23 protein-coding genes and 1 pseudogene are annotated in these 22,275 nt (G+C 63.7%); 14 read left to right on the forward strand and 10 right to left on the reverse strand.

All coding sequences use genetic code 11. The annotated features are described in order from the left end of the window. Positions 1-81: 81 nt before the first annotated feature. The gene (locus tag GO592_RS34205) at positions 82-882 is read left to right on the forward strand and encodes a crotonase/enoyl-CoA hydratase family protein (RefSeq protein WP_011598505.1); all 801 of its coding nucleotides are present in this window, start codon (positions 82-84) and stop codon (positions 880-882) included. Between the two features lie 111 nt (positions 883-993). Here GO592_RS34205 and GO592_RS34210 read toward each other — a convergent pair whose 3' ends face one another. Genes GO592_RS34210 through GO592_RS34220 form a run of 3 tightly spaced genes read right to left on the reverse strand, consistent with a single transcriptional unit; the run spans position 994 to position 3,574 of the window. Beyond that, on the reverse strand, positions 994-2,022 hold the full coding sequence (locus GO592_RS34210; protein ID WP_007297066.1) for an acyl-CoA dehydrogenase family protein: 1,029 nt from the start codon (positions 2,020-2,022) through the stop codon (positions 994-996). Then, complete coding sequence (locus GO592_RS34215) at positions 2,022-3,167, reverse strand: acyl-CoA dehydrogenase family protein (protein WP_007297065.1); 1,146 nt, start codon at positions 3,165-3,167, stop codon at positions 2,022-2,024. The genes GO592_RS34210 and GO592_RS34215 overlap by 1 nt, the downstream gene beginning before the upstream one ends. A gap of 14 nt (positions 3,168-3,181) precedes the next feature. Beyond that, on the reverse strand, positions 3,182-3,574 hold the full coding sequence (locus GO592_RS34220; protein ID WP_237720393.1) for a CoA transferase: 393 nt from the start codon (positions 3,572-3,574) through the stop codon (positions 3,182-3,184). A gap of 241 nt (positions 3,575-3,815) precedes the next feature. Between GO592_RS34220 and GO592_RS34225 the strand changes: the two genes are divergently transcribed. Further along, positions 3,816-4,571, forward strand: a complete 756-nt coding sequence (locus GO592_RS34225; RefSeq protein ID WP_037203513.1) for an IclR family transcriptional regulator — start codon at positions 3,816-3,818, stop codon at positions 4,569-4,571. Between the two features lie 24 nt (positions 4,572-4,595). On the opposite strand, the gene GO592_RS34230 is transcribed toward GO592_RS34225, so the two are convergent. Beyond that, complete coding sequence (locus GO592_RS34230; RefSeq protein ID WP_007297063.1) at positions 4,596-5,528, reverse strand: alpha/beta hydrolase; 933 nt, start codon at positions 5,526-5,528, stop codon at positions 4,596-4,598. Positions 5,529-5,754: 226 nt separating this feature from the next. Here GO592_RS34230 and GO592_RS34235 point away from each other — a divergent pair, with 226 nt between their 5' ends. From GO592_RS34235 to nudC, 3 genes are all read left to right on the forward strand, one after another. Next, entirely contained in the window at positions 5,755-6,498 is a 744-nt protein-coding gene (locus tag GO592_RS34235; protein ID WP_007297062.1) for an alpha/beta fold hydrolase, read from the forward strand. A 71-nt stretch (positions 6,499-6,569) separates the two neighbouring features. Further along, the gene (locus GO592_RS34240; protein WP_005568216.1) at positions 6,570-6,872 is read left to right on the forward strand and encodes a Dabb family protein; all 303 of its coding nucleotides are present in this window, start codon (positions 6,570-6,572) and stop codon (positions 6,870-6,872) included. Between the two features lie 73 nt (positions 6,873-6,945). Further along, positions 6,946-7,872, forward strand: coding sequence for an NAD(+) diphosphatase (nudC, locus tag GO592_RS34245; RefSeq protein WP_007297061.1), 927 nt, complete (start codon positions 6,946-6,948; stop codon positions 7,870-7,872). A 40-nt stretch (positions 7,873-7,912) separates the two neighbouring features. Here nudC and GO592_RS34250 read toward each other — a convergent pair whose 3' ends face one another. After that, positions 7,913-9,559: a sigma-54-dependent Fis family transcriptional regulator gene (locus GO592_RS34250; RefSeq protein ID WP_231137728.1), complete on the reverse strand. Its 1,647-nt coding sequence runs from the start codon at positions 9,557-9,559 to the stop codon at positions 7,913-7,915. Positions 9,560-9,829: 270 nt separating this feature from the next. Next, a complete protein-coding gene (locus GO592_RS34255; protein ID WP_039951091.1) occupies positions 9,830-11,476 on the reverse strand; it encodes a long-chain fatty acid--CoA ligase in 1,647 nt (548 codons plus the stop codon). A 260-nt stretch (positions 11,477-11,736) separates the two neighbouring features. Here GO592_RS34255 and GO592_RS34260 point away from each other — a divergent pair, with 260 nt between their 5' ends. From GO592_RS34260 to GO592_RS34300, 9 genes and pseudogenes are all read left to right on the forward strand, one after another. Then, a complete protein-coding gene (locus tag GO592_RS34260) occupies positions 11,737-12,636 on the forward strand; it encodes an SMP-30/gluconolactonase/LRE family protein (protein ID WP_007297060.1) in 900 nt (299 codons plus the stop codon). A gap of 82 nt (positions 12,637-12,718) precedes the next feature. After that, on the forward strand, positions 12,719-13,705 hold the full coding sequence (locus GO592_RS34265; RefSeq protein WP_007297059.1) for an NAD(P)H-dependent flavin oxidoreductase: 987 nt from the start codon (positions 12,719-12,721) through the stop codon (positions 13,703-13,705). Beyond that, complete coding sequence (locus GO592_RS34270) at positions 13,702-14,601, forward strand: crotonase/enoyl-CoA hydratase family protein (RefSeq protein ID WP_005568205.1); 900 nt, start codon at positions 13,702-13,704, stop codon at positions 14,599-14,601. The genes GO592_RS34265 and GO592_RS34270 overlap by 4 nt, the downstream gene beginning before the upstream one ends. A gap of 193 nt (positions 14,602-14,794) precedes the next feature. Next, entirely contained in the window at positions 14,795-14,923 is a 129-nt protein-coding gene (locus GO592_RS34275; protein WP_231137727.1) for an integrase, read from the forward strand. A 288-nt stretch (positions 14,924-15,211) separates the two neighbouring features. Beyond that, positions 15,212-15,676, forward strand: a complete 465-nt coding sequence (locus GO592_RS34280) for a hypothetical protein (protein WP_157234213.1) — start codon at positions 15,212-15,214, stop codon at positions 15,674-15,676. A 66-nt stretch (positions 15,677-15,742) separates the two neighbouring features. Further along, positions 15,743-16,369 (forward strand): IS110 family transposase, encoded by a 627-nt coding sequence (locus GO592_RS34285; protein ID WP_050998604.1) that lies wholly within the window; start codon positions 15,743-15,745, stop codon positions 16,367-16,369. 516 nt (positions 16,370-16,885) lie between these two features. After that, complete coding sequence (locus tag GO592_RS34290) at positions 16,886-18,523, forward strand: flavin-containing monooxygenase (protein WP_007297057.1); 1,638 nt, start codon at positions 16,886-16,888, stop codon at positions 18,521-18,523. A 158-nt stretch (positions 18,524-18,681) separates the two neighbouring features. Beyond that, positions 18,682-19,041, forward strand: a complete 360-nt coding sequence (locus GO592_RS34295; RefSeq protein ID WP_007297056.1) for a nicotinate phosphoribosyltransferase — start codon at positions 18,682-18,684, stop codon at positions 19,039-19,041. Further along, positions 19,025-19,283 (forward strand): annotated as a pseudogene (locus GO592_RS34300) (transposase); the annotation flags it as partial. The gene GO592_RS34295 and the pseudogene GO592_RS34300, both read left to right, overlap by 17 nt. A 106-nt stretch (positions 19,284-19,389) precedes the next feature. Here the strand turns inward: GO592_RS34300 and GO592_RS34305 are convergent. Genes GO592_RS34305 through trxA form a run of 4 tightly spaced genes read right to left on the reverse strand, consistent with a single transcriptional unit; the run spans position 19,390 to position 22,264 of the window. Then, the gene (locus tag GO592_RS34305) at positions 19,390-19,830 is read right to left on the reverse strand and encodes a DUF1931 family protein (RefSeq protein WP_005259205.1); all 441 of its coding nucleotides are present in this window, start codon (positions 19,828-19,830) and stop codon (positions 19,390-19,392) included. A 13-nt stretch (positions 19,831-19,843) separates the two neighbouring features. After that, positions 19,844-21,571, reverse strand: coding sequence for an FAD-dependent oxidoreductase (locus tag GO592_RS34310; protein ID WP_007297054.1), 1,728 nt, complete (start codon positions 21,569-21,571; stop codon positions 19,844-19,846). After that, a complete protein-coding gene (locus GO592_RS34315) occupies positions 21,549-21,815 on the reverse strand; it encodes a ubiquitin carboxyl-terminal hydrolase 14 (protein ID WP_007297053.1) in 267 nt (88 codons plus the stop codon). Before GO592_RS34315 ends, GO592_RS34310 begins: the two co-directional genes overlap by 23 nt. Then, positions 21,812-22,264, reverse strand: coding sequence for a thioredoxin (gene trxA / locus GO592_RS34320; protein WP_007297052.1), 453 nt, complete (start codon positions 22,262-22,264; stop codon positions 21,812-21,814). The genes GO592_RS34315 and trxA overlap by 4 nt, the downstream gene beginning before the upstream one ends. Positions 22,265-22,275 lie beyond the last annotated feature (11 nt).

The raw sequence follows: 22,275 nt of genomic DNA on the forward strand, positions 1-22,275 counted from the left end.
CGCCGCCGACGAGTTCGTTCGCGTGCCGGTCGGGTACCAGTCGAACGATCGATCCGCAGTGAAGTTAGGGGAAATACACCCATGGATAGTCCAGTCCTCGTCCAACGCGACGGGTTCATCGAGACATGGACGATTAATCGGCCCGCGCAGAGCAATCCTATTTCCGGGATGGAAGTGGTCGACGCATTGGTCGCCTGCGTCGAGGCCGTCAATGCCGACTACGGTGTGCGAGCTGTCATCGTCACCGGTGCCGGTTCAACGTTTTCCGCCGGCGGCAACGTCAAGGACATGGCGAATCGTCGCGGATTGTTCGGGGGGAAGCCTCACGAACAGCGGGATGGCTACAGAGCTGGGATACAACGGATTCCGCGGATCATGTACAACTGCGACGTACCTCTCATCGCAGCAGTGAACGGTCCTGCAATCGGTGCCGGATGCGACCTCGCCCTCATGTGCGACCTTCGCATTGCCAGCAGTAAGGCCTTCTTTGCAGAGAGCTTCGTCAAGCTGGGAATCATTCCGGGTGACGGTGGCGCGTGGCTGCTGCCCAAGGCCGTCGGGATGGCGCGGGCGGCAGAGATGATCTTGACGGGCGACCGCGTCGACGCGGTCAAGGCACTCGAGTGGGGATTGGTCTCCAGTGTCGTTGCGCCGGACAAGCTGCTCGACGAAGCTCGCGCGCTCGCCGGCCGGGTGGCCGCCAATCCGCCACACTCGGTACGGATGGCCAAGAGGCTCCTCCGCGAGGGACAGCACCAAAGCCTCGACAGTCTCCTCGAATTATCCGCTGCCATGCAGGCGCTGGTTCAGCAGACGACCGATCACACGGAGGCAGTCAACGCCTTCATGGAGAAGAGAACTGCCGCCTTCACCGGCGAGTGACGTGCCCGAGAAACCGAAGAACTCCGTGGATGCGAATTGGATGCTTCCACGGAGTTCTTCTTTCAGGTCTGCTCGCGAAACTGGTGCCCCTTCTGGTGGCGCCTGGGCACTTCAGCGGGTGATGAGGCCCCAGATATTCTCGCAACCTGCTTCGAGAGCGGCGGTAGTCAAGGTGTCGTCCCAGTAGTGGACGGATCCGAATTCCGAGCGCCACGCCAGGGCGGGTTGGGTGAATTCGTGCAGCCTGTGCTCGCGGGTGGTGCCGATCGCACCGTGCACCTGGTGGGCGTTACGGACGACGACCGATGCCGCGTGTCCAGCACATGACCGGGCGACGGCAATGAGGAGTTCGAGGTTCTCACTCGACCACTGCGTGCGGACCGCTTCCGTCAGTGCTGCTTCGGTCGCTGTTCGGGCGAGGGAAGCTTCCGCTGCCATGTCAGCCACCAGGTTCTGAACGGCTTGAAATCTGGCCAGTGGGCGTCCGAATTGCACTCGCTCGGTGGTGTGGGCGACGGAGAGATCGAGGATGCGGTCGAGGGCGGCACACACCTGCAGCGCTCGGATGAGGGCGCCCCGCAGAAAGAGTTGTCGGATCGCCGCGTCCGACACTGGGGTGCCCGACAATGCGATCGTGTCGGCGGAAACGACGTCGCGGGGTTCGTCGGCGAGGTTGGACCCGGAGGTGATGTCGAAGAAGGTTGACTCGAGGTCGGCGACGACGTACGTGTCGTTCTTCCGCCAGACCGTGACGATCTTGTCTGCCTGGGATGCCCACGGCACGCCGCGGGCGACGCCTTTCTCGTCTAGTACGCATGCGGTGAGGCGCGCTTTGTCCATCGGTAGGCCGGCTTCTTCGAGGAGCCAACCGGCGAGCAGGTCGTGTTCGGCGAGAGGAATCCGGACCCCGTGCGATGCCGCGGCGCGCAAGAGTTCCGCGGCCTCGTACCAGCCTGCGCCGCTGCCGCCGGTCTCTTCGCGGCCGGTCAGCCGGACAAGACCCAGTTCGTCGAGTTGTGCCCACAGGGAGGGATCGCACGTGGCGATACCGTCCTCGGGCCCGTTCCGTTCCCGGTGATCGGAAAAGACCGCGGACATCATGTCGGTGAGGTCCGCGTCGACCGTGGTTGGTGCGTGCATCAGCGCATCCCCAATCCCCGCGCGATCACGCCGCGCAGAACTTCGTTGGTGCCGCCACGGAGTGTAAATCCCGGGCGTTGGACGATGGCGTCCTCGAGCATCGAGGTGTACCGAGGAGGCGAAGATTCATCGGTGAGGAGGTCGGCGAAGTCGGCTATGTCGCCTTCGGTGGACGTCCCGAGGACCTTGACCACGGCTGCGGCGGTGTCGGCGGGCTCGTGGCGCTCGAGTGCGCCCGCCACTGCGGTCGACATCTGGTGCAGACCGGCGATCCGTCCGAAATACCGGCCCAGATTCGAATGCCGCGGCAAGGTTCCCTGCTTCATCTGTTCGGCGGTCTTCGCGAGCAGGACGAACGTCGACAGGAATCGCTCCGGGCCGCTGCGTTCGAAGCTGAGTTCCGAGGTGACCTGCTGCCACCCGTTGTCGATGGTGCCGAAGACCATCTCGTCCTCGACGAGGACCTCGTCGAGGAGGACCTCGTTGAAGTGGTGCTGCCCGTTCATCGACACGATCGGCCGGATGTCGACTCCGGGGGCGTGCAGATCGACGATGAACTGGCTGAGGCCATCGTGTCGATGTGCCGGATCGAGTTGGGCGGTGCGGGCAAGGCAGATGAACGCGTCAGCGCGATGAGCACCGGAGGTCCAGACCTTCACTCCGGTGATGGACCACCCTCCGTCCACTCGGGTGGCCTTTGTGCGCACACTTGCCAAGTCGGACCCGGAATCCGGCTCGCTCATACCGATACCGAAATAGCATTCTCCGCGCGTGATCGCCGGCAAGAACTTGTGCTTCTGGACCTCGGTGCCGTACTTCAGCAGCGACGGGACGATCTGCCGGTCGGCGATCCAATGGGCGGCGACGGGGGCGCCAGCGGCGAGCAACTCTTCGGTGACGACGAACCGTTCGAGGTGGCGGCGGCCGTGGCCGCCGTACTCGGCCGGCACGGTCATGCCGAGCCATCCGCGGGCGGCCAATGCACGTGTGAAGTCTTCGTCCCAGCCGGTCAACCAGGAGTCGACCTGTCGGCCGATCTTGCCTTCACTGAGTTGCTCGGCAAGAAACTCACGGACTTCGGTCCGCAAGTCGTCCATGGCGTGTGGGTCACTGGAGACCGGGGGCACCAGTCTGAGGTTGGTCATGATGTTTCTTTCATTCAGGAGGAGGTGGCCTGAGGCGAGGTCGCCGTCACGACGGATGCATCGGCCAGCGCATGGACGCGGTCGGCGGAGTAACCGAGATCTTCGAGGATCGTGAAGGTGTCCTCACCGAGCAAGGGAGCGTGTCGGCTGAACGAAATCGGTGTGCGCGACATCGCGAACGGAGTGCGGGTGGCGTAATACTCGCCTTCGGTGGGGTGTTCACGCTTGGTGATCAATCCCTGGTCCAGGACGTAGGCGTTCTCGTGTGCGTGGGCGAGATCGAGTAGGTCGGACGCGGGAATTCCCTGTGTCTGACACAACTCCAACCATTCCCGCGTGGTCCGGCTCGGGACGGCCTCACGGATCGCCGAGAGAAGTTCGCCCATGTGGGTGTGGCGGTCGTTCACCGAGGCGTAGCGGGGTTGTTCACCAGATCGGCGCGGCCGGCGATGACGATGTAGAGCCCGACGACCTTGTCGGCGATGACGTATGGGGCATAACGACTCTTTCGCTGTGACAGGAAGCACTTCAAGGACAATGTCAGCCGAAGCAGTTTTCCGCAATAAAAGAGTCGATTACAGATATAAGTAAGATAGAGTGGTGGTGACCGCTCGGATGGAGCAGTGCCCGTAGGGAGAATGTGCCGTGATGCAACCAGAGGACGCCCTCAATGTTCGAGGCCGCAGTCGCCATCGAACCGTGGACCGCATTGCTGCGATTCTCGAGCTCGTAGCCCGATCCCGCACCGGACTCACCTTGAGTGGGATGGCCAAAGAGCTCGACGCGCCGATTAGTTCGACGCAAGGTCTCGTCAACGGCCTCGTTGCGACGGGTTATCTCGAGGAGCACGAGCGACGGTACTCGCTCGGCAGTGCCCCGTATCTACTCAACCGCCTCGCTGGGCGGCAGCCCGTCTCGACGGTCACGCACGCCGACCTCGAAGACGTCCACGCGAGTTCCGGCTTGACGACCGTGCTGTCGATCGCCGTCGGTCCGAACATCTTCTACGTCGACTACTGCTCTTCCGACCCACGGTTCGCGTACCTCGCCGAGAACTACGTGAGGCGATCGCTCATCCGTACCTCCGGCGGCTGGATACTGCTTGCCGGGATGGAGAAGCGTGACCTCTGGGCGTACATCCAGACTCTGCCCGACGAGGATCGCGACACTGTCGAGCGATTCTTCGCTGCCCTACCGGAGATCGAACAGACCGGAATCTGCGCCTCCCCCAACGAGTCGACCGACGGCGACGGTGTCTCGGTCGCGGTTCGTGAGAACGGCAAGACCGTCGCCGCCGTCGGTGTCATCGCACCACACACCGTGATCACGAAGGAGCGCGACAGGCTGGTCGCGCTCTTGGAGCAAGGTGCCCGGAGTTGGTCCGATCGCAGCGTACGGCCGTAATGCAGCCGACCCGGGGCACCGTGGTCAGCCGGCGAACTGCTTGCCGAGGAATTCGACGACGGCACCGTGCAGTTCAGCGCTGCGCGGAATGGCACCGGTCATCCAGTACACGGCATGGACAAGGCCTTCATACAGTTCGACCTGCACGGGGACGCCCTGGTCGGCCAACCTCCGGCCGTAGTCCACGCCCTCGTCCCGAGTGACCTCGTATTCGTTGAGCAACAGCAGAGTGGAGGGAAGCCCCGACAGATCCGCGGCCTTGGCCGGGGAGGCGTACGGATTCTCGGCGTCTTCCGGGGTGGCCAGGTACTGCTCCCAGAACCAGTCGATGGCTGCCGTGGTGACCAAGTACCCCTCGGCGTTCTCCTCGCGCGACGGGAATCGTGCCGTGCCGTCGATGACCGGATAGATCAATACCTGAGCGCGCAGTGCCGGGGCGCCGGTGTCGCGTGCCCGGAGGGCTGTGACCGCGGCCAGGTTGCCTCCGGCGCTGTCACCCATGACGGCTACGCGCGTGCCGTCGCCACCGAAGTCGGCTGCGTGCTCGACGACCCAGTTCAGTCCGGCGAACGCATCTTCGGGTGCGGCAGGAAACTTGTGCTCGGGAGCCAGCCGGTAACTCAGTGCAGCCACGACGACTTTCGCATCGGCGGCGAGCGCGCGACATGGCTGCTCGGTGACGTCGAGGCTGCCGGCGACCCAGCCACCGCCGTGGATGTACACCACGATCGGCAGAGGTGTTTCGGACTCCGGGATGTAGAGACGCACTGCCTGGTCGCCACCGGGGCCGGGGTAGACCGTGTCGACGACACGAGCGACGTCCGCCTTCGGTGCCTGGAGGCCGCTGAAGGACTCGACGACCTCACGGACTTCAGCAATGCTCATCTGCTCGAACGACTTCAGTCCCTGCTCGTTCAAAGTGTCTATCAAATTCTTGACCGCAGGATCGAGTGCCATGGTGTTCTCCTTCATGTCATGAGCAAGTCTGTTCAGCCGGCAGGTGGAGCCACACTATGGGTGCGTTCGGCGCGGGGAGTGTCCGAAAATCACACACGCATCCGCCCCCCGGTGTTACAGGCGTGTGTTTCACAATCGGACACGCCGACGCCCTGCGGTTCTAGTTTGATTCGGAGTGATCAACAGACGGCTGGAATTTCAGCGTCGCCGACAGAGAGGAACGGCAGTGAACGCGATTGCAGCGATCGAAGGAAGCGGTGACCATCGGGTCCTGGTGTTGCACGGCTGGGCGCTGGACAGCAGCGTATGGCTCACCGCCCGAGCCCGGACGGATCAGTCCCGCTTCACCTACGCGTACCTCGACTTTCCGGGGTACGGGGTCAACCGGCCCGAAGCACCGGCCGACGGAATCGACGGGATGGCCGCGGTCGCCCTCGACGCCGCCGATCAGCTCGGATGGTCGACCTTTTCCGTTCTCGGACATTCGATGGGGGGCACCACAGCGCTTCGGGTGGCGACCCTCGCACCTGAACGCGTGACCTCGGTCGTCGCACTGACGCCCGTCTCCCCGGCAGGTACCCCTCTCGACGAAGCGACCTACGGTTCCTTCGCCGGGGCCTGGGCAGACCCGGGTGCAGCCATCCGTGGCGCACTGGCACCACACATCGACGAGACAGATCTGAAGAACCTCGTCGACCGCAACCGCTCGACGATGGACCAGGCAACCTGGGAGTCCTACCTGAAGAACTGGACCAGTCCCGACTTCCTCGACCGGATGGGCACCTACGAAGGGCCTACCACCCTGATCGTGGGTGAGAGCGACCCGTTCGTCACCGCCGAGTACCTCGGGGACACGTTGGCGGCCTTGAAGAACGGGAACCTGAAGACCGTTCGGGGCAAAGCCGGGCACTACCCCATGGTGGAGAACGCTCCGGAGACGGTGGCGTTGTCGGAGCAATCTCTGTACTGATCTGACCGGGAACGCAATCCGGGTTCCGACCATGCCACGTTCGAATCGCGAATCCAGGGAGGATTCTCACCATGTTGAATCACGTTGTGACATTCAAATGGAAGCAGGACATCAGTGACGAGCACATTGAGTCCTTTCACGAAGCTCTGAGCGCAGTCTCGGAGAAGATTCCGGAGGTCGTGGAATACCGTTACGGAAGGGATCTGGCCCTCAAGCCCGGCAGCGGCGACTACGCAATCTCCGCGACCTTCGAAGACGTTCCCGACTTTCGCACATACCTGGCACATCCCGATCATGTGCGCCTCGTCCAGGAATTCATCTCGGTGATGGCCGAATCGTATTCGTCCGTTCAGATCGAATTCGCCTCGCGATAGGCGCGACCGGACCGTCGTTCGTCGAACGACGGTCCGGTCGACAGTGTCGCTCCTTTCCGAAAGTTGTGATCCAGTGGTGAGTGTCGAACACACCGGGCAGGCCCCGTCACGTGGTCCCCTGAGCCGTCCCGTCTCGGTACGTGACGACGCGGCTGCGTGGGTGGAGGCGTGGCCGGATGCCCGAATACTTCGCGTGAACGGTCGCGGTCAGGTCCGGCTTGTCGACAGACAACTGATGCTGGAACCGGCCGCCGACCTCTACTCCGAGCCTCCCGCGCGCGCCGTGCTGCTCGGCGTCTGTGGCACGGTTCACGAGTGGGCGGTGCGGGACGAGTTCCTCGCTGACAATTCCTCTGCGGGAACCGAGGTCGAGCTCGGTGACCTGCGCTCGCACGGAGCACTCCTCGATGCTGCTGACGCCGACCGGTATGTCACAGCGTTGGCATTGCTGACGTGGCAGGACGACGCCCATTTCTGCGCGCGGGATGGGGCGCCGACAACGATCACCTCGGGTGGTTGGATGCGCGTGTGCACGGCGTGCGGCCGGGAGGAATATCCGCGTACCGATCCCGCTATCATCTGTCTGGTGCACGACGGGGCAGACCGAGTACTGCTGGCGCGTCAGGCGAACTGGCCGGCACGAAACTTCTCGACGCTGGCGGGCTTCGTCGAGGCGGGCGAGTCTCTGGAAAGCTGTGTGGCACGGGAAGTTGCGGAGGAGGTCGGTCTCGTCGTCTCCGACGTGGTCTACGTCGGAAGTCAGCCCTGGCCCTTCCCGCGCTCCCTCATGCTCGGATTCCATGCCACGGCCGATCCCCGAGACGAGCTCGTCTTCATGGATGGCGAGATCGGCGAAGCTCTCTGGTGCACCCGCGCGGAGGTACGGGAGGCTCTGGCTGCAGGGGATTGGACGAGCTCGGCGGATGCGCACGTGTTGTTGCCCGGCGCAGTCTCGATTGCGAGGCGCATGCTCGAGACCTGGGCGCGAGCCGGTGATTGACACTCTGTCTCGATCGGCACGGTCCCCTCATCGACTGGCACTACTGCGGAAGGAACCGGCTTCCGTCGATTCCCAGGGCACGCATTTTGCGGTAGAGGGTGGAGCGAGCTACCCCCAGGCGTTGCGCAGCCAGAAGTTTGTTGCCGTCGGTCTCGACGAGTGCCCTGAGCAACGCGTCACGCTCCGCCAACTCGAGTGAGGTCGAGGCATTTCGGCGACGTAGATCACCGTCGCGGTATCCGTCGGGCAGATGCTGCACTCCGATGTCGGAGCCCATCGACCGCAGGAGCGAGGACGCCAGAACCGATTCGAGCTCTCTGACATTTCCAGGCCAGTCCCGCGCGACCAGCAGTTGCAAAGCAGTGGGTTGCAGTCGCAGGCCGTTGCGGTCCGGGGAGTGCTTACGTAGTAAGGCGACACTGATGTCGGCGATATCTTCGGACCGAAGTCGCAGTGGATCGATCTCTATGCGGCGCATGAAGTGATCGCACAGTCGTCCGGCGGGGCCTTGACGGACCCCCTCGCCGGCGGTGGCAATGATGTGAGCGCGATTGTCGACGGCCTCGCTGAGGATCGCGCAGACGTTGGAGACCAGTTGTTCCGGCAGGAGATCGAGATGCCGGATGATGAGGGCTCCGTCGACCTTGTTCCAATTGACCAGTCCGGCAATCCACGCGACGGGGTCGACGGAGGCGGTACCAGCGTCGAACACGGTGAAATGGCCGTCCGCATCCTGCATCCGATGGAGGGCGCTCGCGGCAAAGAACTTGCCGGCGCCGGGTTCTCCGGTGACGAGCACAGGTGCGTCGATCGCGGCGAGTCGCTCGAGTTCGGTCTGCAGTCGCTTCGTCGACAAACTGCGGCCGGGAATCTTGACAATCTCCGTGCGTCTTTCGACGGAGGAGGCCGACGCCAATTGACGGGCGGGCGACTTCTTCGTATCGCGGGGATGTGGCCGCATCTCGATGACGATGCCCGCCGGCGTTCGGGAGTCTCCGACTCTACGTGCAGTTGCGGAAACCGTGACGTTGTCGGCGAGTCTGACTTCCCCGATGAACTCGTCGCGGCCGGACAGCATTCGGCATGCCCAATCCCACAAGAGCGCCTGGTCGGACGTGTCGATGATCTGCGCGGCCATCGGAGTGGTCATGATGACATCTTGATTCAAGGACACCACTGCAGAGGAGCCGCGTCGAGAGGCCTGCAGGAAGGACTGGAGAAGCAGTTGCTCGCGATCGGAGGACTCGGCGTAGAGGCGCGACTGAATTTCGCGAACGGCTGATTGCGCCAGGGCACCCATCAGCGCGTTGGAGTCCGACAGGTTGGAGGTGATGTCGAGGATCCCCTCCACTGTGCGGGTGATCGGATGGATGATAGGAACACCGACGCACGCCAGGCTCTGCAGCGCCTCACGGAAGTGCTCACCACCGCTGACTTGGAACGGTCGTCGCTCCTCCAACGCGGTGCCGATCCCGTTGGTGCCGGTGTCCTCCTCGGCATAGCGGAAACCGGGTGCCACGTAGGCGCGGTCCAAACGCGCTCGCAACCCCGCGTCGCCCGCCCTGCGGTCGACGATCTGAGCGGCGGAATCGGCCAGCAGGATGGTCGCGGGCGCGTCCTGCAGGTGTAGGACGAGGTTGTCGATCACGGGATCGGCGGCTCTCCTCAACCGGCTGTCACGATCCACGTCCGGCGTATAGGGAAGGTCGCCATCGCCGGACGAGACGCCGATAACTTCACACCGCCGCCATGACGCCTCGATCTCGGGTCGGAGGGCGCTCAACTCCTGGCTCTCTCGTGATGGCGCTGATATCCAGAATCGTTCACGTTTATTCAATGGCTCGCGGCCCGCCTTGTCGATACTCATAGCCACCTTACATCACTGGTCAGGGGATTTTCCGAGCTGACCCTCCTTTCAATGTAACCTGGCTCACATCTTCGGGTGTGTCCCGTTTTGCTACAGTCCGCTCGTTGTACCGGACCTGGTGGGGATGACTGCAACGTTGTGGTCGCGCCCATCGGAGGCTGTGCTCGCCTGGTCTGTCGATGCGGGCTGACCTGTGATTTCCCGATGCTGTCGTCTGATGTCGGCTTTGTCGATCTTGCCCATTGCAGTCTTGGGGATCTCATCGACTCTCACGAAACGATCGGGCAGCCAGAATCGGGGGAGTGTTGTCGCCAGGAACGTCCGGAGCTCCTCGTCGGTCACGTCGGCGTCCAGCCGGAGCCACGCGAGGGGGCGTTCCTGCCATGTGTCGTCCGGTATGGCGATGACGGCGGCCTCCGAGACAGCAGGATGAAGCATGAGCGCATTCTCGAGGTCTACCGAGGAGATCCACTCCCCACCGCTCTTGACGAGGTCCTTTTCGCGGTCTTTGATCTGCAGGCCGGCATCTGGGTGAACGGTCGCCACATCGCCGGTGCGGAGCCAGCCGTCTCGAAAGCTGTCCGGCGTTCGTGGATCGTCCAGGTATTCCCGGGCGACCCACGGCGAACGTACTTCCAGTTCGCCGACGGTCTGACCATCCCAGTGTTGTGGTGAGCCGGATTCGTCCACGACGCGGAGCTCGAACAATGGCAGTGGCCTGCCCTGCATCGAGCCGCCGGGGGAGAACGTGCCCATCGGAGATGTCTCGGTCATTCCCCATCCATTTACGACGCGGGCGCCTTGCTCAGCCCACCACCGCGCCAGCGCGACCGGCGGCACCTGCCCTCCGAGCCACATCGTCTTCAGCTCCGAGAGGTCGTAGCCGCAGTTACGGCGTAGGTGCTCGTCGCGCATGAGGGCGGCGACCGTCGGCGAGCCGACGAAGGTGTCGGGCCGTTCGCCATGGATCAAGTCCAGGAACCGCTCGGGTGTGGGGTGCGGTCCGGGCAGCACCAGACGTGCGCCCTGGAGCGCCGCCGCGTAGGGGACACCCCAGCCGTTGACGTGCGACATCTGGGTGGCGAGCAGGTAGGCCCGCTCTGCGTCGATCTCGACTCCGCCCTTGGTGCTGATCGCCATGGCGTGGAGCACGATGCTCCGGTGGCTGTAGACGACGCCCTTGGGCAACCCGGTCGTGCCCGAGGTGAAGCAGATCGACGCCGCAGTGTTTTCGTCGACCTCCTGGAAGGACCCGTGGGTGGATGCACCTGAAACGAACTGATCATAGGGAATGACCTGGTCGAAGCCATCGATCGCACCGGGTTCGCCCACAACGACGAGGTGACGAACCGTGGGAATCCGACCACGCATCGCCTCTACCGACGGAAGGAGATCCTCGTCGACGATCAGAACCTCATCTGAAACATGGTTGATCGTATAGGCCATGTGTTCGACCGGCATGCGGTGATTTACGGTGTGCAGGACGGCCCCGAGCGCTGGGACCGCGAAGTATGCCGCCAGGTGCTGACGGGTATTCCACGCCATGGTTGCGATTCGGGACCCGCGTTTCACGCCGATCGATGCGAGCGCACCGGCCAGATCCCTCACGTCGGAGACCAGGTCCCGGTACGTGAAACTGCGAACCCCGTCCGAAGTCCAGGCCGTGTTGATCCGAGCGCCATTCACGTTCTCGGCGCGCCACAGCAGCCTCGCCACCGACAATTGACTACTCATCATCAGCCCATCCACCGGTCCTACCGCCTTTCATCAGATCGCTCCAAGTCGGGTCCTCGATGGATGCCAACTCTGCGACCACGTAATAGGCCGATCCTGTACCCCCCGTCAGGCACAAGGTGTCCTATAACGAGTCATCCCTTGCCTCAACGTGGTGTTGCATTTTCGGACATTCGTTTGATCACTCAGCCGACAACAGTGGTGGAAACCGCGGGTTTGAAATGCCGAGCCCGAAACGACTCCAAATCTAAAGGGGCACAACCATGACCGAATACACGCTGCGAACCATTGTCGACGGCTACTCGTACCTCGAGGGCCCCCGCTGGCATGACGGACGTCTCTGGTTTGCGGACTTCTACACCCACACCGTGAATGCCGTGAACGCCGACGGCAGCATCGAACTGGTCGCGACGGTCCCGCACCAACCCTCTGGGCTCGGTTGGCTGCCGGACGGGCGGTTGCTGATCGTGTCGATGAAGGACCGCAAGGTGCTGCGTCAAGAGTCGGACGGCACACTCGTCGAGCATGCCGACATCCGCGACCTATGCGGTGGCCACGCCAACGACATGGTCGTGGACGCCCAGGGAAGGGCCTACGTGGGCAACTTCGGATTCGACCTCATGGGTGGGGCGCCACACGAGCACACAACTGTCGTCCTCGTCGACACCGACGGAAGCGCCTCGATCGTCGCCGACGGACTGTCATTCCCCAACGGCATGGTCATCACTCCCGATGGTTCAACCCTGCTGGTCAACGAATTGTTCGGCAATCGGATCTCGGCATTCGACATCCACCCGGACGGCACGCTCGGCGAGCGAATCGAATGGGCCGGCTACGGAGATCTCGGTGCCGAGCCCGACGTCGGCACACGACTCGAGGCCGCCACGATCGTGCCCGACGGTCTGACCCTGGACGCCGAAGGCGCCGTGTGGATTGCCGATGCCGGGAACAACCGAGCGGTGCGGATCGCCAAGGGCGGCGAAATCCTCGACGAGGTCAGCACCGCACCCGACGGGGTGTTTGCCGTCGCGCTCGGCGGCGACGACGGGCGCACCCTGTTCTTGTGCGTCGCACCGAATTTCGACGAGACCGAACGCACCGCAACCCGGCTGGGGTGCATGCTCGCCACCGAAGTGGACGTACCACACGCCGGACGCCCCTGACCCTCCGGATCCCGCGGCGGAACCGTCTCCCACAGCGGGTCCGGCGTTGATCTCACATCTCAACTGACCAAGGAGCCCCGGGGTGTTCACTACCTCCTTCACACGGATCTTCGACGTGAAGCATCCCGTCGTCTGTGGCGGCATGACTGCGGTCGGCACTGCCGACCTCATCGCCGCCGTCGCAAACGCGGGTGCTCTCGGATTCCTCTCTGCTCTCTCCCAGCCGACACCCGAAGCCTTGGCAGAGGAGATCGCAAGATGTCGGTCCATGACCGACCGACCCTTCGGTGTCAACCTGACGATCCTGCCAACCCTCAAACCTGTTCCCTACGAGGACTACCGCGCTGCCATCATCGACTCCGGCGTGGGCATCGTCGAAACGGCGGGTAGCAACCCCGCTCCCCATCTGCACGCCTTCGCCGCCGCCGGCATCAAGGTAATCCACAAGGCCGTCTCCGTGCGCCACGCGCTGAAGGCGGAGAAGCTTGGAGTCGACGCGGTCAGCATCGACGGGTTCGAATGTGCAGGCCATCCCGGAAACGACGACGTCCCCGGTCTCGTCCTGATCCCTGCCGCCACCCGCAAACTGTCGATCCCCGTCATCGCCAGCGGCGGATTCGCCGACGGTGCCGGCCTGGCGGCGGCTCTGGCATTGGGGGCCAGCGCAATCAACATGGGAACCAGATTCGTCGCCAGCACAGAGGCGACAGTCCACGAGAACGTCAAACGCCAGATCACCTTCAACGACGAACGATCCACGCAACTGGTGTTCCGAGAGTTCAACAACACCGCCCGCGTCGCCCGCAACTCCATCTCGGAGAGAATTTCCGAGATCTCCGCGCTTCCGAACGCAACATTCGACGACGTCGCCGATCTGGCCTCCGGGGTGCGCGGTCGCCAGAAGGTTCTGGCCGGCGGTGACGTGGATGCCGGCTTATGGTGGGCCGGGCAATCACAGGGACTGATCGACGAGATCCTCACCTGCGAGGAGATCGTGACCAGCACGGTCAACCAAGCCCATGATCTGATCGTGAACAGACTTCCCCAACTTACGGGTGCCATCCGATGATCCGCACCGTGGATGCCCAGTACGAGACGATCGCCCTCGAGCTGCGCGACGGCGTGCTCATCGTGACGCTGAATCGACCGGAGTCGCTCAACGCCTTCACCATCACCATGGCTGATGAGCTCGAGCACCTCTTCCGGGCCGTCAATGACGACGACGACGTCAACGCCGTGGTGGTGACCGGCTCGGGCCGTGCCTTTTGCGCCGGTATGGATCTCACGACCGACGGCAACGTGTTCGGCCTCGACGAGACATTGGAGCCGACCCTCCACGATATGGGGGACTTGCAGGACCCGATCATTGCCCGCGGCGTCCGCGACACCGGCGGTCGGGTCACCCTTGCGGTGTTCGACTGCCTCAAACCCGTGATCGCCGCCGTCAACGGCCCCGCCGTGGGCATCGGAGCCACCCTGACCTTGTCCACGGACGCCCGACTCGCCTCCACAGCAGCACGATTCGGGTTTGTCTTCGGCCGCCTCGGGATCACGCCCGAAGCAGCCTCCACCTGGTTCCTGACGAGGATCGTCGGACTCGACACCGCGCTCGACCTCGTGTACTCCGCCGACATCCTCGACGCGGCCGACGCGGCCGACATCGGCCTGGTTCGCTCGGTCCACTCGCCGGACGAACTTCTCGATGCCGCGCTTGCACTGGCACATCGCTTCACTCGCGGTCGGTCGCGTGTCGCGACCGCCCTGACCCGGCAGATGATGTACCGCAACGCGCTTCTCGATCACCCCGCCGAGGCTCACCGCATCGACTCACTCGCCATGTTCTACACCAGTATCGGAGATGGAAGAGAAGGTGTCCAAGCATTCCGAGAGAAGAGGAAGCCCCAGTTCAAGGGACGCGTATCCACCGACCTTCCTGACTTCTACACCGACTGGATAGAGCGGTAGCGCCGCTGAGACATAGGCTGTGATGTCGCTCGCGGAATACGGGTAGAACCATTCATCGTCACTGCCTACCGGCCAACGAAATCCCAGCAATGTCGGCGAGCCCACGGGTGGCCGATCAGCTGCGATCGGGGTAGTTCCACAGTGCCGATGGCCTTGCGAACCCGGTGTGTCTCTCTCTCCTTTCGTCCGCCTGGTGCGTGTGCCCGATCGCCGCAGGGGTGAGGACTTCGCCGCGGCCTTGGCCACCGCGGTCGGCGACCTGCCGCCGATCGCGCGGCGCACCTTGACCTGGGACCAGGGCAGCGAGACGGCTCGCCACTGATCTCCTTGCCCACCTCATTGACGAAGGCATCTATGTCGCCCAGCCGGAAGTCCGTGGCAACGCGGTACCAACGAGTGCGTCTGTGAGTGTCGGAGGTGGCCTGGTAGGGCTGATCGGTCAGGCTGGTGTCGGTGATTCGGGGTGACTCTCGAGAATACTGGCCGCCCTCGGATGTGTCTTACGTTTGACGTGTCCCTTCGGGTTGCCGGCACCGGCCTGGCCCACTTGTTCTGGCCTGATCAGGAGCTTGTCGGCTTCCAAGGAAGTGTGACCCTTCACAGTGCTGCCGTGACAGGTGACCTCTCCCAGACCGGTGCCGTCCGCGTTCGCCCTCGATGGAAGGACAACCGCAGTGACCATGCTTGGGCAGATGAGTACGAATTCGTCATCGGTGGAGACCCCGACCGCGACACCGTCGACCTGGCCATAGTCGATACCGCCACAGGCGGTGTCCGCGCGCACGTCGTGTCTTCGGCCGACGGAATGGGATACGCGCACATGCTCGGGTGGGTTCGCCAACACGCGCCGGGGCGACGGATCTGGGCGCTCGAAGGGACCGGAAGCTTCGTTTCCGGGCTGGCCGATGCACTGGCCCGGGCGGGGGAGGATGTCGTCGAAGTCGGTGGCCTCAAACGTATTCGGGGCCCGCAAATGATCGTCTCGATGCGGTCCGATCCGCACGCACAGCGCTCGGCCGGGAGCACCAGGCCAGCCCGCGAGCCCGCGGACTTCGAGAGGCAAACCGTGCCCTGACCGCCACCAGGGAAGCAGTTCTCGTCAGTCGCAACCAAGGCAATCAACGAACTCGAGAGCCTGATCGTGGTCGCACCCGAACATCTGCGCGCCACGATGCGGGGACTTCCGTTGACCAAGCAACTCGCCCGCATCGAGGCAGTGGGCACAGTGGAGTCGGCCACCGTCGAGCACCGAATCACCGTGCTGACTCTGCAGTCGATCACCACCCGTATCCGTTTTCTCACCAGGCAACTCGCCGAACTCGATTCCGAACTGTTTCGACTACTCCGACAGCATCCTGCCGGACCGGCACTCCTCGCCCAACCCGGCGTGGGTGCGGTCGTTGCCGCCCAACTGTTGCTCAGCTGGTCCCACCCCGGACGGGTTCGCAACGAAGCCGCATTCGCCTCCCTCGCCGGTGTCGCCCCACTGGAAGCGAGCAGCGGACAACGCACCAGACACCGCCTCAACCGCGGCGGCGACCGTGCCCTGAACCGGGCGCTGCACACCGTAGCGATCACTAAGATGCGGTGTCACCCCGAGACCCGCGCCTACGAGATCAAGCGCACGGCCGAAGGCAAGACGCACCGCGATATTCGCCGCTGTCTCAAACGCACCGTCGCCAGGAAGCTCTACCGGGTAATGGAAGCTGCCACCCGCACCAACACCCTCCCCCCGGCAACGGCTTTCGCCGCTCGACTGTCACAATGATTGCGCAAGCGTTGCGACGGCCACTCGAATCCGCCCGGTCGTCTTCAGTGACCAGATTTGATCCACCCGATGTCTCGGTCAGTCCCCGTCATGTCGATCGCAGCGAGCATCTCGCCACTGCATAACCTCGGGAGCCGGGGCTGTTCTGCCCCTCACTGGTGAGGTGGGCCAGTACGGTGCCACGAGGTCGGCGTGGATGCCGACACAGGAGCTGAGTTCCATGCTCTACGTGCAGAGTTGGGCAGAAGTGTCCGGAGTCGCTACAGGCACTGTTCCGGTCAAAGATGTTGCTGTAGTTGCATGGTGGATGCCGTCTGATGAATTGGCCGTTCGCCACGCGAGGCGTGCGTGCACGTGTGCCTGGCGCCCTTCGGGTGTCTGGTGGATCGATATCGGACAGTCCCAGGTTCTCGAACGGCCCTAGCGTATGTGATGTCGGTCATACGAACGGCCGGACTGGCACATATCGATCTGCTCCTCGGCGCGGGTCCCGGGCATTTCACTCAAGGAGGCAACATGGCCACGATATCGATCGATCCAAGGGAACTCGACGAGACGAGCGGCGTCTTGGACGTCCTCGTCGTCGGAGGCGGTTTCGCGGGTCTGTATCAACTCGATCAACTTCGTTCGCGCGGATTTTCGGTGAAAGTTGTCGAAGCCGGTGACTCGTTGGGGGGCATCTGGTACTGGAATTGCTACCCGGGTGCTCGAACCGACAGCACCGGACAGATCTATCAGTACTCACGCGAGGACCTGTGGAAGGACTGGAGTTACGATGAGCTCTACCCGTCGTGGTCCGGTGTGCGCGACTATTTTGCATACGTCGACCGCAAGCTCGATCTGTCTCGAGACATCATCTTCAGTACGCGGGTGACGTCTGCGGACTTCGACGGCGAGCGGAACCAATGGACAGTGCGTACCTCCACGGGCCGGATGCTGCGTGCCAGGTCTGTGGTGATCTGCACTGGATTCGGTGCCAAGCCGTACATTCCCAGCATGAACGGGCTCAACAGCTTTGCAGGTGATTCTCACCATACCGCGTTGTGGCCCCAAGAAGGTCTGGACATGGCCGGCAAACGTGTGGGGATCATCGGCACCGGGTCGAGTGGCGTTCAGGTCACCCAGGAGGCCGCCGCGGACGCCGAACAGATCACAATCTTCCAGCGGACGCCGAACCTTGCGCTGCCGATGCGGCAGCAACAGTTGACAGGCCAGCTCAAGGAGAAGCTGAAGGAAAACCTTCCCGAGCGATTCGCCCAGCGCCGGAGGTCGTTTGCCGGATTCGACATGGACTTCATCCCGAAGAGCGTGTTCGAAGTCTCGGACGAGGAGCGGGCTGACACTTACGAACGGATGTGGGCTACAGGTGGTTTCGAGCTGTGGCTCGCCAATTATCAAGACATCTTGCTCGATGAACGCGCGAACCGCACCATGTACGACTTCTGGCGCAGCAAGGTCCATCAGCGCGTCACCGATCCGGTCAAGGCTGAGAAGCTTGCCCCGATGGATCCGCCCCATCCGTTCGGGACGAAGCGACCCTCGCTGGAGCAGAACTTCTATGATGTGGTGAACCAGGAGAACGTCGACATCGTCGACGTCAACGAGGATCCGATCGAGCGGATCACCCCGGCGGGTGTCCAGACCAAGTCCGGTCTGCGCGAGTTCGACATCCTGGTCTTTGCCACAGGCTTCGACGCGAACCGCGGTGGCATCACGTCGATCGATATCCGAGGCACCAATGATCAACTGTTGAGCCACAAGTGGTCCGAGCGGCTCGATACCTTCATGGGACTCACCACTGCGGGATTCCCCAACCTGATGTTCGTGTACGGCCCGCAGAGCCCAGCCGGATTCTGCAACGGGCCCACATGCGCGGAGGTACAGGGAGAGATCGTCGTCGACTTCCTGACCCACGTTCGCGACGGCGGATACCAGCGGTTCGAGACCAGCGAGGACGCAGAGAAATCATGGACGGCGCACGTGGAGGAAGTCTTCCACATGTCGCTCTTTCCGCGGGCCAAGTCTTGGTATCACGGGGCAAACATTCCCGGTAAACCGAGCCAGATGCTCAACTACTCTGGCGGCCTATCTTCCTACTTCGAGCACTGGGAGGAAAACGTCGCGGCCGGGTACAAGGCATTCACACTGTCCTGATGACGTGCGCGAACGGCGGACAGGTCGACCAACAGCGGATCGCGCGGAAATCGTCAGGCGCAGGGTCCGGCGACCCTCACATCCTGCCAATGAGTTCCGATGATGGCGGTTGTCGCGGCATCCGACCTGCTCGCCCTCGACGCGCGCGAGCCGCGGGCATGACGACCGTCCGGCGTCCGCTCGTCGACAGTGGCCCCAAAGCGGCGCAACTGCCGTTAGAACTTGTGTATGCCGAGCTCGAGCGCCGCGGTTTCTCAGCGGAGAACGCGATCCCCGGTATGGGCGGCGGCCTGTTGCAGCACTGCAACCGCGACACGATGAACTTCGGGCAGAAGGCATCCGCGGTGTGTGTCAATGGTGAGTGGCGGACCATCGCGAAGGCGCCGACCGGGGATGCGATGAAGGGGTCCGAGCGTGGCCGCCTCGGGTTGCGACTATCGCGGGAGTCGATCTCGCCGGGGGAGAACATCCTGCTGAGCCGGGTGGGCGTCCCGTGGAGTGGTGGGGTTTGGGGCTGAGCGGCGCGGCTCCGACGTAGAGTCTGACCTGTCCGAGCTACTCGACGCATTCCGCACCGGAGACGGAGTGAATCTGAGTGAATCGGTCCGGATGGTGATGCAGGAACTGATCGAAACCGAAGCCACCGAACAGATCGGCGCCGGCCGCTGTGAACGCACCGAGGACCGCACGAGCGAACGCAACGGGTCCCGGCCCCACCGAGGCCGGCGACGTCCCAATCCGGATCCCGAGATTTCGCAAACAGTGAGGACGAGATGTTCTGGCGAGGCTTCCTCGCTTCGCTGAAGAAACGAGTTCCTTTCGCGTCCCGGCGATCTACTGCTCTGACCCCGGACCGCCGTCCGGGGTCAGAGCAGTAGATGGAAGATGTCGAAGGCAACGTTCCATTCGGCGGTGCCGGGGTTCTTGCGGTCCGGCTCGACCGTGACAAAGGTATGGGCCAGCGCCACGCTCAAGCCTCCGGCGATCAGCGGCAGTCGCTGCTCGGTCTCCTCGGAGAGGGCCACGTCCAACGGCGGGCGGGCCGTCAGTTGGTCGAGCAGAGGTTGAAGTTCGATCTCCTCGTCCAGTTTTTCGAACCGGTGGATGCTCTCCTGCAGCCCCTTGGTGATCGGCAGGTCCCACGGTTCGATCACGTCCCGCAGGTTGGCCTTGGCTGAGGCCTTGCCGATGAGAATCATGTCGTAGATCTTGTCGTCGATGAAATCCGTATAGCGCTTGAGGTCGTTCCGGTCGACCTGCAGTCCAGCCGCTGCCCGGAAGAACCGCTGAAATTTCACGGTGCCCATCACTGGCATGTCGTCAGCTCCTCTCGAAGTATTCATGGATTTGGCGAACCGCCATCGCTCCTTCACCGACAGCGGATGCGACCCGTTTCACCGAGCCGCGGCGGACGTCGCCCGCCGCGAACAGGCCGGGCCGGCTGGTTTCGAGCGTCCTCGACAACCCGGCGCCGATCCACCGGTCGCCGTCTCCTCGAGCACGCGCCGCGTCCACGCCTGTGAGGACGAAGCCGTGGTCGTCGAGTGCGATCGCGTCGGCCAGCCACCCGGTGTGCGGCGTCGCCCCGATGAAGACGAACAGGGCGTGCACCCGGATCGTGTCCTGGTCGCCGGTGCGGTTGTCCTCGACCACGATTTCCTCGAGGTATTTCTCACCGTGGACCATACGAATCTCGGTGTTCCGGTGCACGGTGACGCGCGGATGGTGCTCGATCTGGTCGACCAGGTATCGGGACATGCTCTTTCCGAGGTCGTCGCCGCGGATGAACAGGTGGACATGGGAGACATGGTCGGCGAGGAAGACGGTGGCCTGGCCGGCGGAGTTTCCGCCGCCGACGATGGCCACCGGGTCGGTGCCGCACATCCGCGCTTCCTGATGGGTTGCGGCGTAGTACACGCTTGTTCCCTCCAGTGCCTCGATCCCCGGAACTGCCAACTTGCGGTATCGCGCCCCGGTGGCGAGCACGACGGCCCGGCCGCGGACCGCGCCGCCGTCCGCCAGCCGGAGAACATGGTTCCCGGCCTCGGATCCCAAACCGGTCACGTCGGCCGACACCAGGATGCGGGCGCCGAACTTGCCGGCCTGGAGCACCGCGCGCTCTGCCAATTCAGCGCCGGAGATCCCTGCGGGGAAGCCCAGGTAGTTCTCGATCCGGGAGGAGGTACTGGCTTGGCCGCCGGCGGCGATCGACTCCAGCGTCACCGTGTTCAACCCGTCCGAGGCGCCGTACACGGACGCGGCCAGACCGGCCGGTCCGGCACCCACGACGACGAGGTTGCACACGTCCTGGGCTGCGTCCGGGACCGAGTCCGGGACCGGAAGCCCGACGACGCGGGCGAGTTCGGCGTTCGTCGGATTGCGCAGCACTTTCTGGCCGTGCCAGATCACGACGGGAGTGTCCTCGGGGGCGATGTCCAGGCTGCGCAGCAGCTGCTCCGCCCGCTGGTCCTGCTCCAGATCGATCCACCTGTGGGGTAGTCGGTTTCGCATGGCGAATTCCCGAAGCCGCAACGTGTCCGGGGAATAGCAGGAGCCGATGATCCGGAACCCGGATCCGAGTCCGATCAGCAGGTGCCGGCGGACCAGGTAGGCGCGCAGGATCAGATCGCTGAGCACGAGATCGTGGGCCACCAGTTCGCGCACCCGCGCGGCGGGGACGACGAGGACCTCGCCGTCCTCGATGGTCTCGGCGGTGAAGAACGCCACCTGGCCTTCGAGCAGTCCGAGCTCGCCCAGGAATCGGCCGGGACCGTGCACGCGCAATATCCGGCGTTCGCCGTCCCCGTCGCCCTCGTCGATGACCGCGACCTTGCCGGAGAGGATGACGAAGAAGTCGTGGCTGGGCGCGCCCTCACGGATCAGAACCTCGCCGGCGTGAACCGATCGACGCGTGCCACCGGTCTCGAGCGTTGCGACCTGGTCGTCCGTCAGCCGCGGGAATGCTCCGACCGCATCCGGAGTCTCGTCGTCGACCGGCGGAACGTCGCCGACGGGTGTGGCGTCCTCAGACGAAGTTCTGGTCGACATAACACCAGCGCCAATCTTCACCGGGCTCCATCGACTGGACGATCGGATGGCCGATGGCGTGAGCGTGCGCGCTCGCGTGCTTGCCCGGCGAAGAGTCGCAGCAACCGACGTGTCCGCACGTCAGGCACAGCCTCAGATGCACCCACGGGGTGCCGAGGCGAAGACATTCCTCGCAACCCTGCGGGGTCCGGGGCACCACGGCCCGGATCGCGGTCACGTGTGGGTCCGCATGGACAAAGGTCATGACTTCGCCTCCTTGCCTGCATTTTCCGAGAGTGCCTGATCGAGCCACGTGCGCAGCTGGGGTACGGGAGCTGCGCCCGCCTGCCGAGCGAGGACCTCACCCCGGTCCATCACCAGCAGAGTCGGCACGGCGCGGACGGTGAACCGTTCGGCCGTCTGGGGAGCAACATCTACGTCGACCTTGACCAGCTTGATCTGACCTGCGCGTTCTGTGGCGAGCTGCTCGAGCGCCGGGCTGACCATGCGGCACGGGCCGCACCACGTCGCCCAGAGGTCGACGAGCACAGGCACCGAGGACTTCTCGGCGACCTCCGCGAAGTCGCCGTCCCCTGCCGAGGCGATCCAGGGCAGCGGCTCGTGACAGTTCCCGCAGCGCGGTTTTCCTTCCCCGGCCGCCGGCACCTTGTTGATCTTGCCGCAGTTCGGACACTTCACCTTGTCGGATCCCATGACGACACCTC

The sequence above is a fragment of the Rhodococcus sp. 21391 genome (genome assembly GCF_016772255.1).
GTDB lineage: Bacteria > Actinomycetota > Actinomycetes > Mycobacteriales > Mycobacteriaceae > Rhodococcus_F > Rhodococcus_F opacus.

Bases quoted from the DNA above. Each gene is read 5' to 3' on its own strand.
- GO592_RS34205 (WP_011598505.1), top strand. From the start codon at position 82: ATGGATAGTCCAGTCCTCGTCCAACGCGACGGGTTCATCGAGACATGG.
- GO592_RS34270 (WP_005568205.1), top strand. From the start codon at position 13,702: ATGATCCGCACCGTGGATGCCCAGTACGAGACGATCGCCCTCGAGCTG.
- GO592_RS34225 (WP_037203513.1), top strand. From the start codon at position 3,816: ATGCAACCAGAGGACGCCCTCAATGTTCGAGGCCGCAGTCGCCATCGA.
- GO592_RS34315 (WP_007297053.1), bottom strand. From the start codon at position 21,815: ATGACCTTTGTCCATGCGGACCCACACGTGACCGCGATCCGGGCCGTG.
- GO592_RS34260 (WP_007297060.1), top strand. From the start codon at position 11,737: ATGACCGAATACACGCTGCGAACCATTGTCGACGGCTACTCGTACCTC.
- GO592_RS34310 (WP_007297054.1), bottom strand. From the start codon at position 21,571: ATGTCGACCAGAACTTCGTCTGAGGACGCCACACCCGTCGGCGACGTT.
- GO592_RS34215 (WP_007297065.1), bottom strand. From the start codon at position 3,167: ATGACCAACCTCAGACTGGTGCCCCCGGTCTCCAGTGACCCACACGCC.
- GO592_RS34295 (WP_007297056.1), top strand. From the start codon at position 18,682: ATGACGACCGTCCGGCGTCCGCTCGTCGACAGTGGCCCCAAAGCGGCG.
- trxA (WP_007297052.1), bottom strand. From the start codon at position 22,264: ATGGGATCCGACAAGGTGAAGTGTCCGAACTGCGGCAAGATCAACAAG.
- GO592_RS34255 (WP_039951091.1), bottom strand. From the start codon at position 11,476: ATGATGAGTAGTCAATTGTCGGTGGCGAGGCTGCTGTGGCGCGCCGAG.
- GO592_RS34290 (WP_007297057.1), top strand. From the start codon at position 16,886: ATGGCCACGATATCGATCGATCCAAGGGAACTCGACGAGACGAGCGGC.
- GO592_RS34305 (WP_005259205.1), bottom strand. From the start codon at position 19,830: ATGGGCACCGTGAAATTTCAGCGGTTCTTCCGGGCAGCGGCTGGACTG.
- GO592_RS34230 (WP_007297063.1), bottom strand. From the start codon at position 5,528: ATGGCACTCGATCCTGCGGTCAAGAATTTGATAGACACTTTGAACGAG.
- GO592_RS34210 (WP_007297066.1), bottom strand. From the start codon at position 2,022: ATGCACGCACCAACCACGGTCGACGCGGACCTCACCGACATGATGTCC.
- GO592_RS34240 (WP_005568216.1), top strand. From the start codon at position 6,570: ATGTTGAATCACGTTGTGACATTCAAATGGAAGCAGGACATCAGTGAC.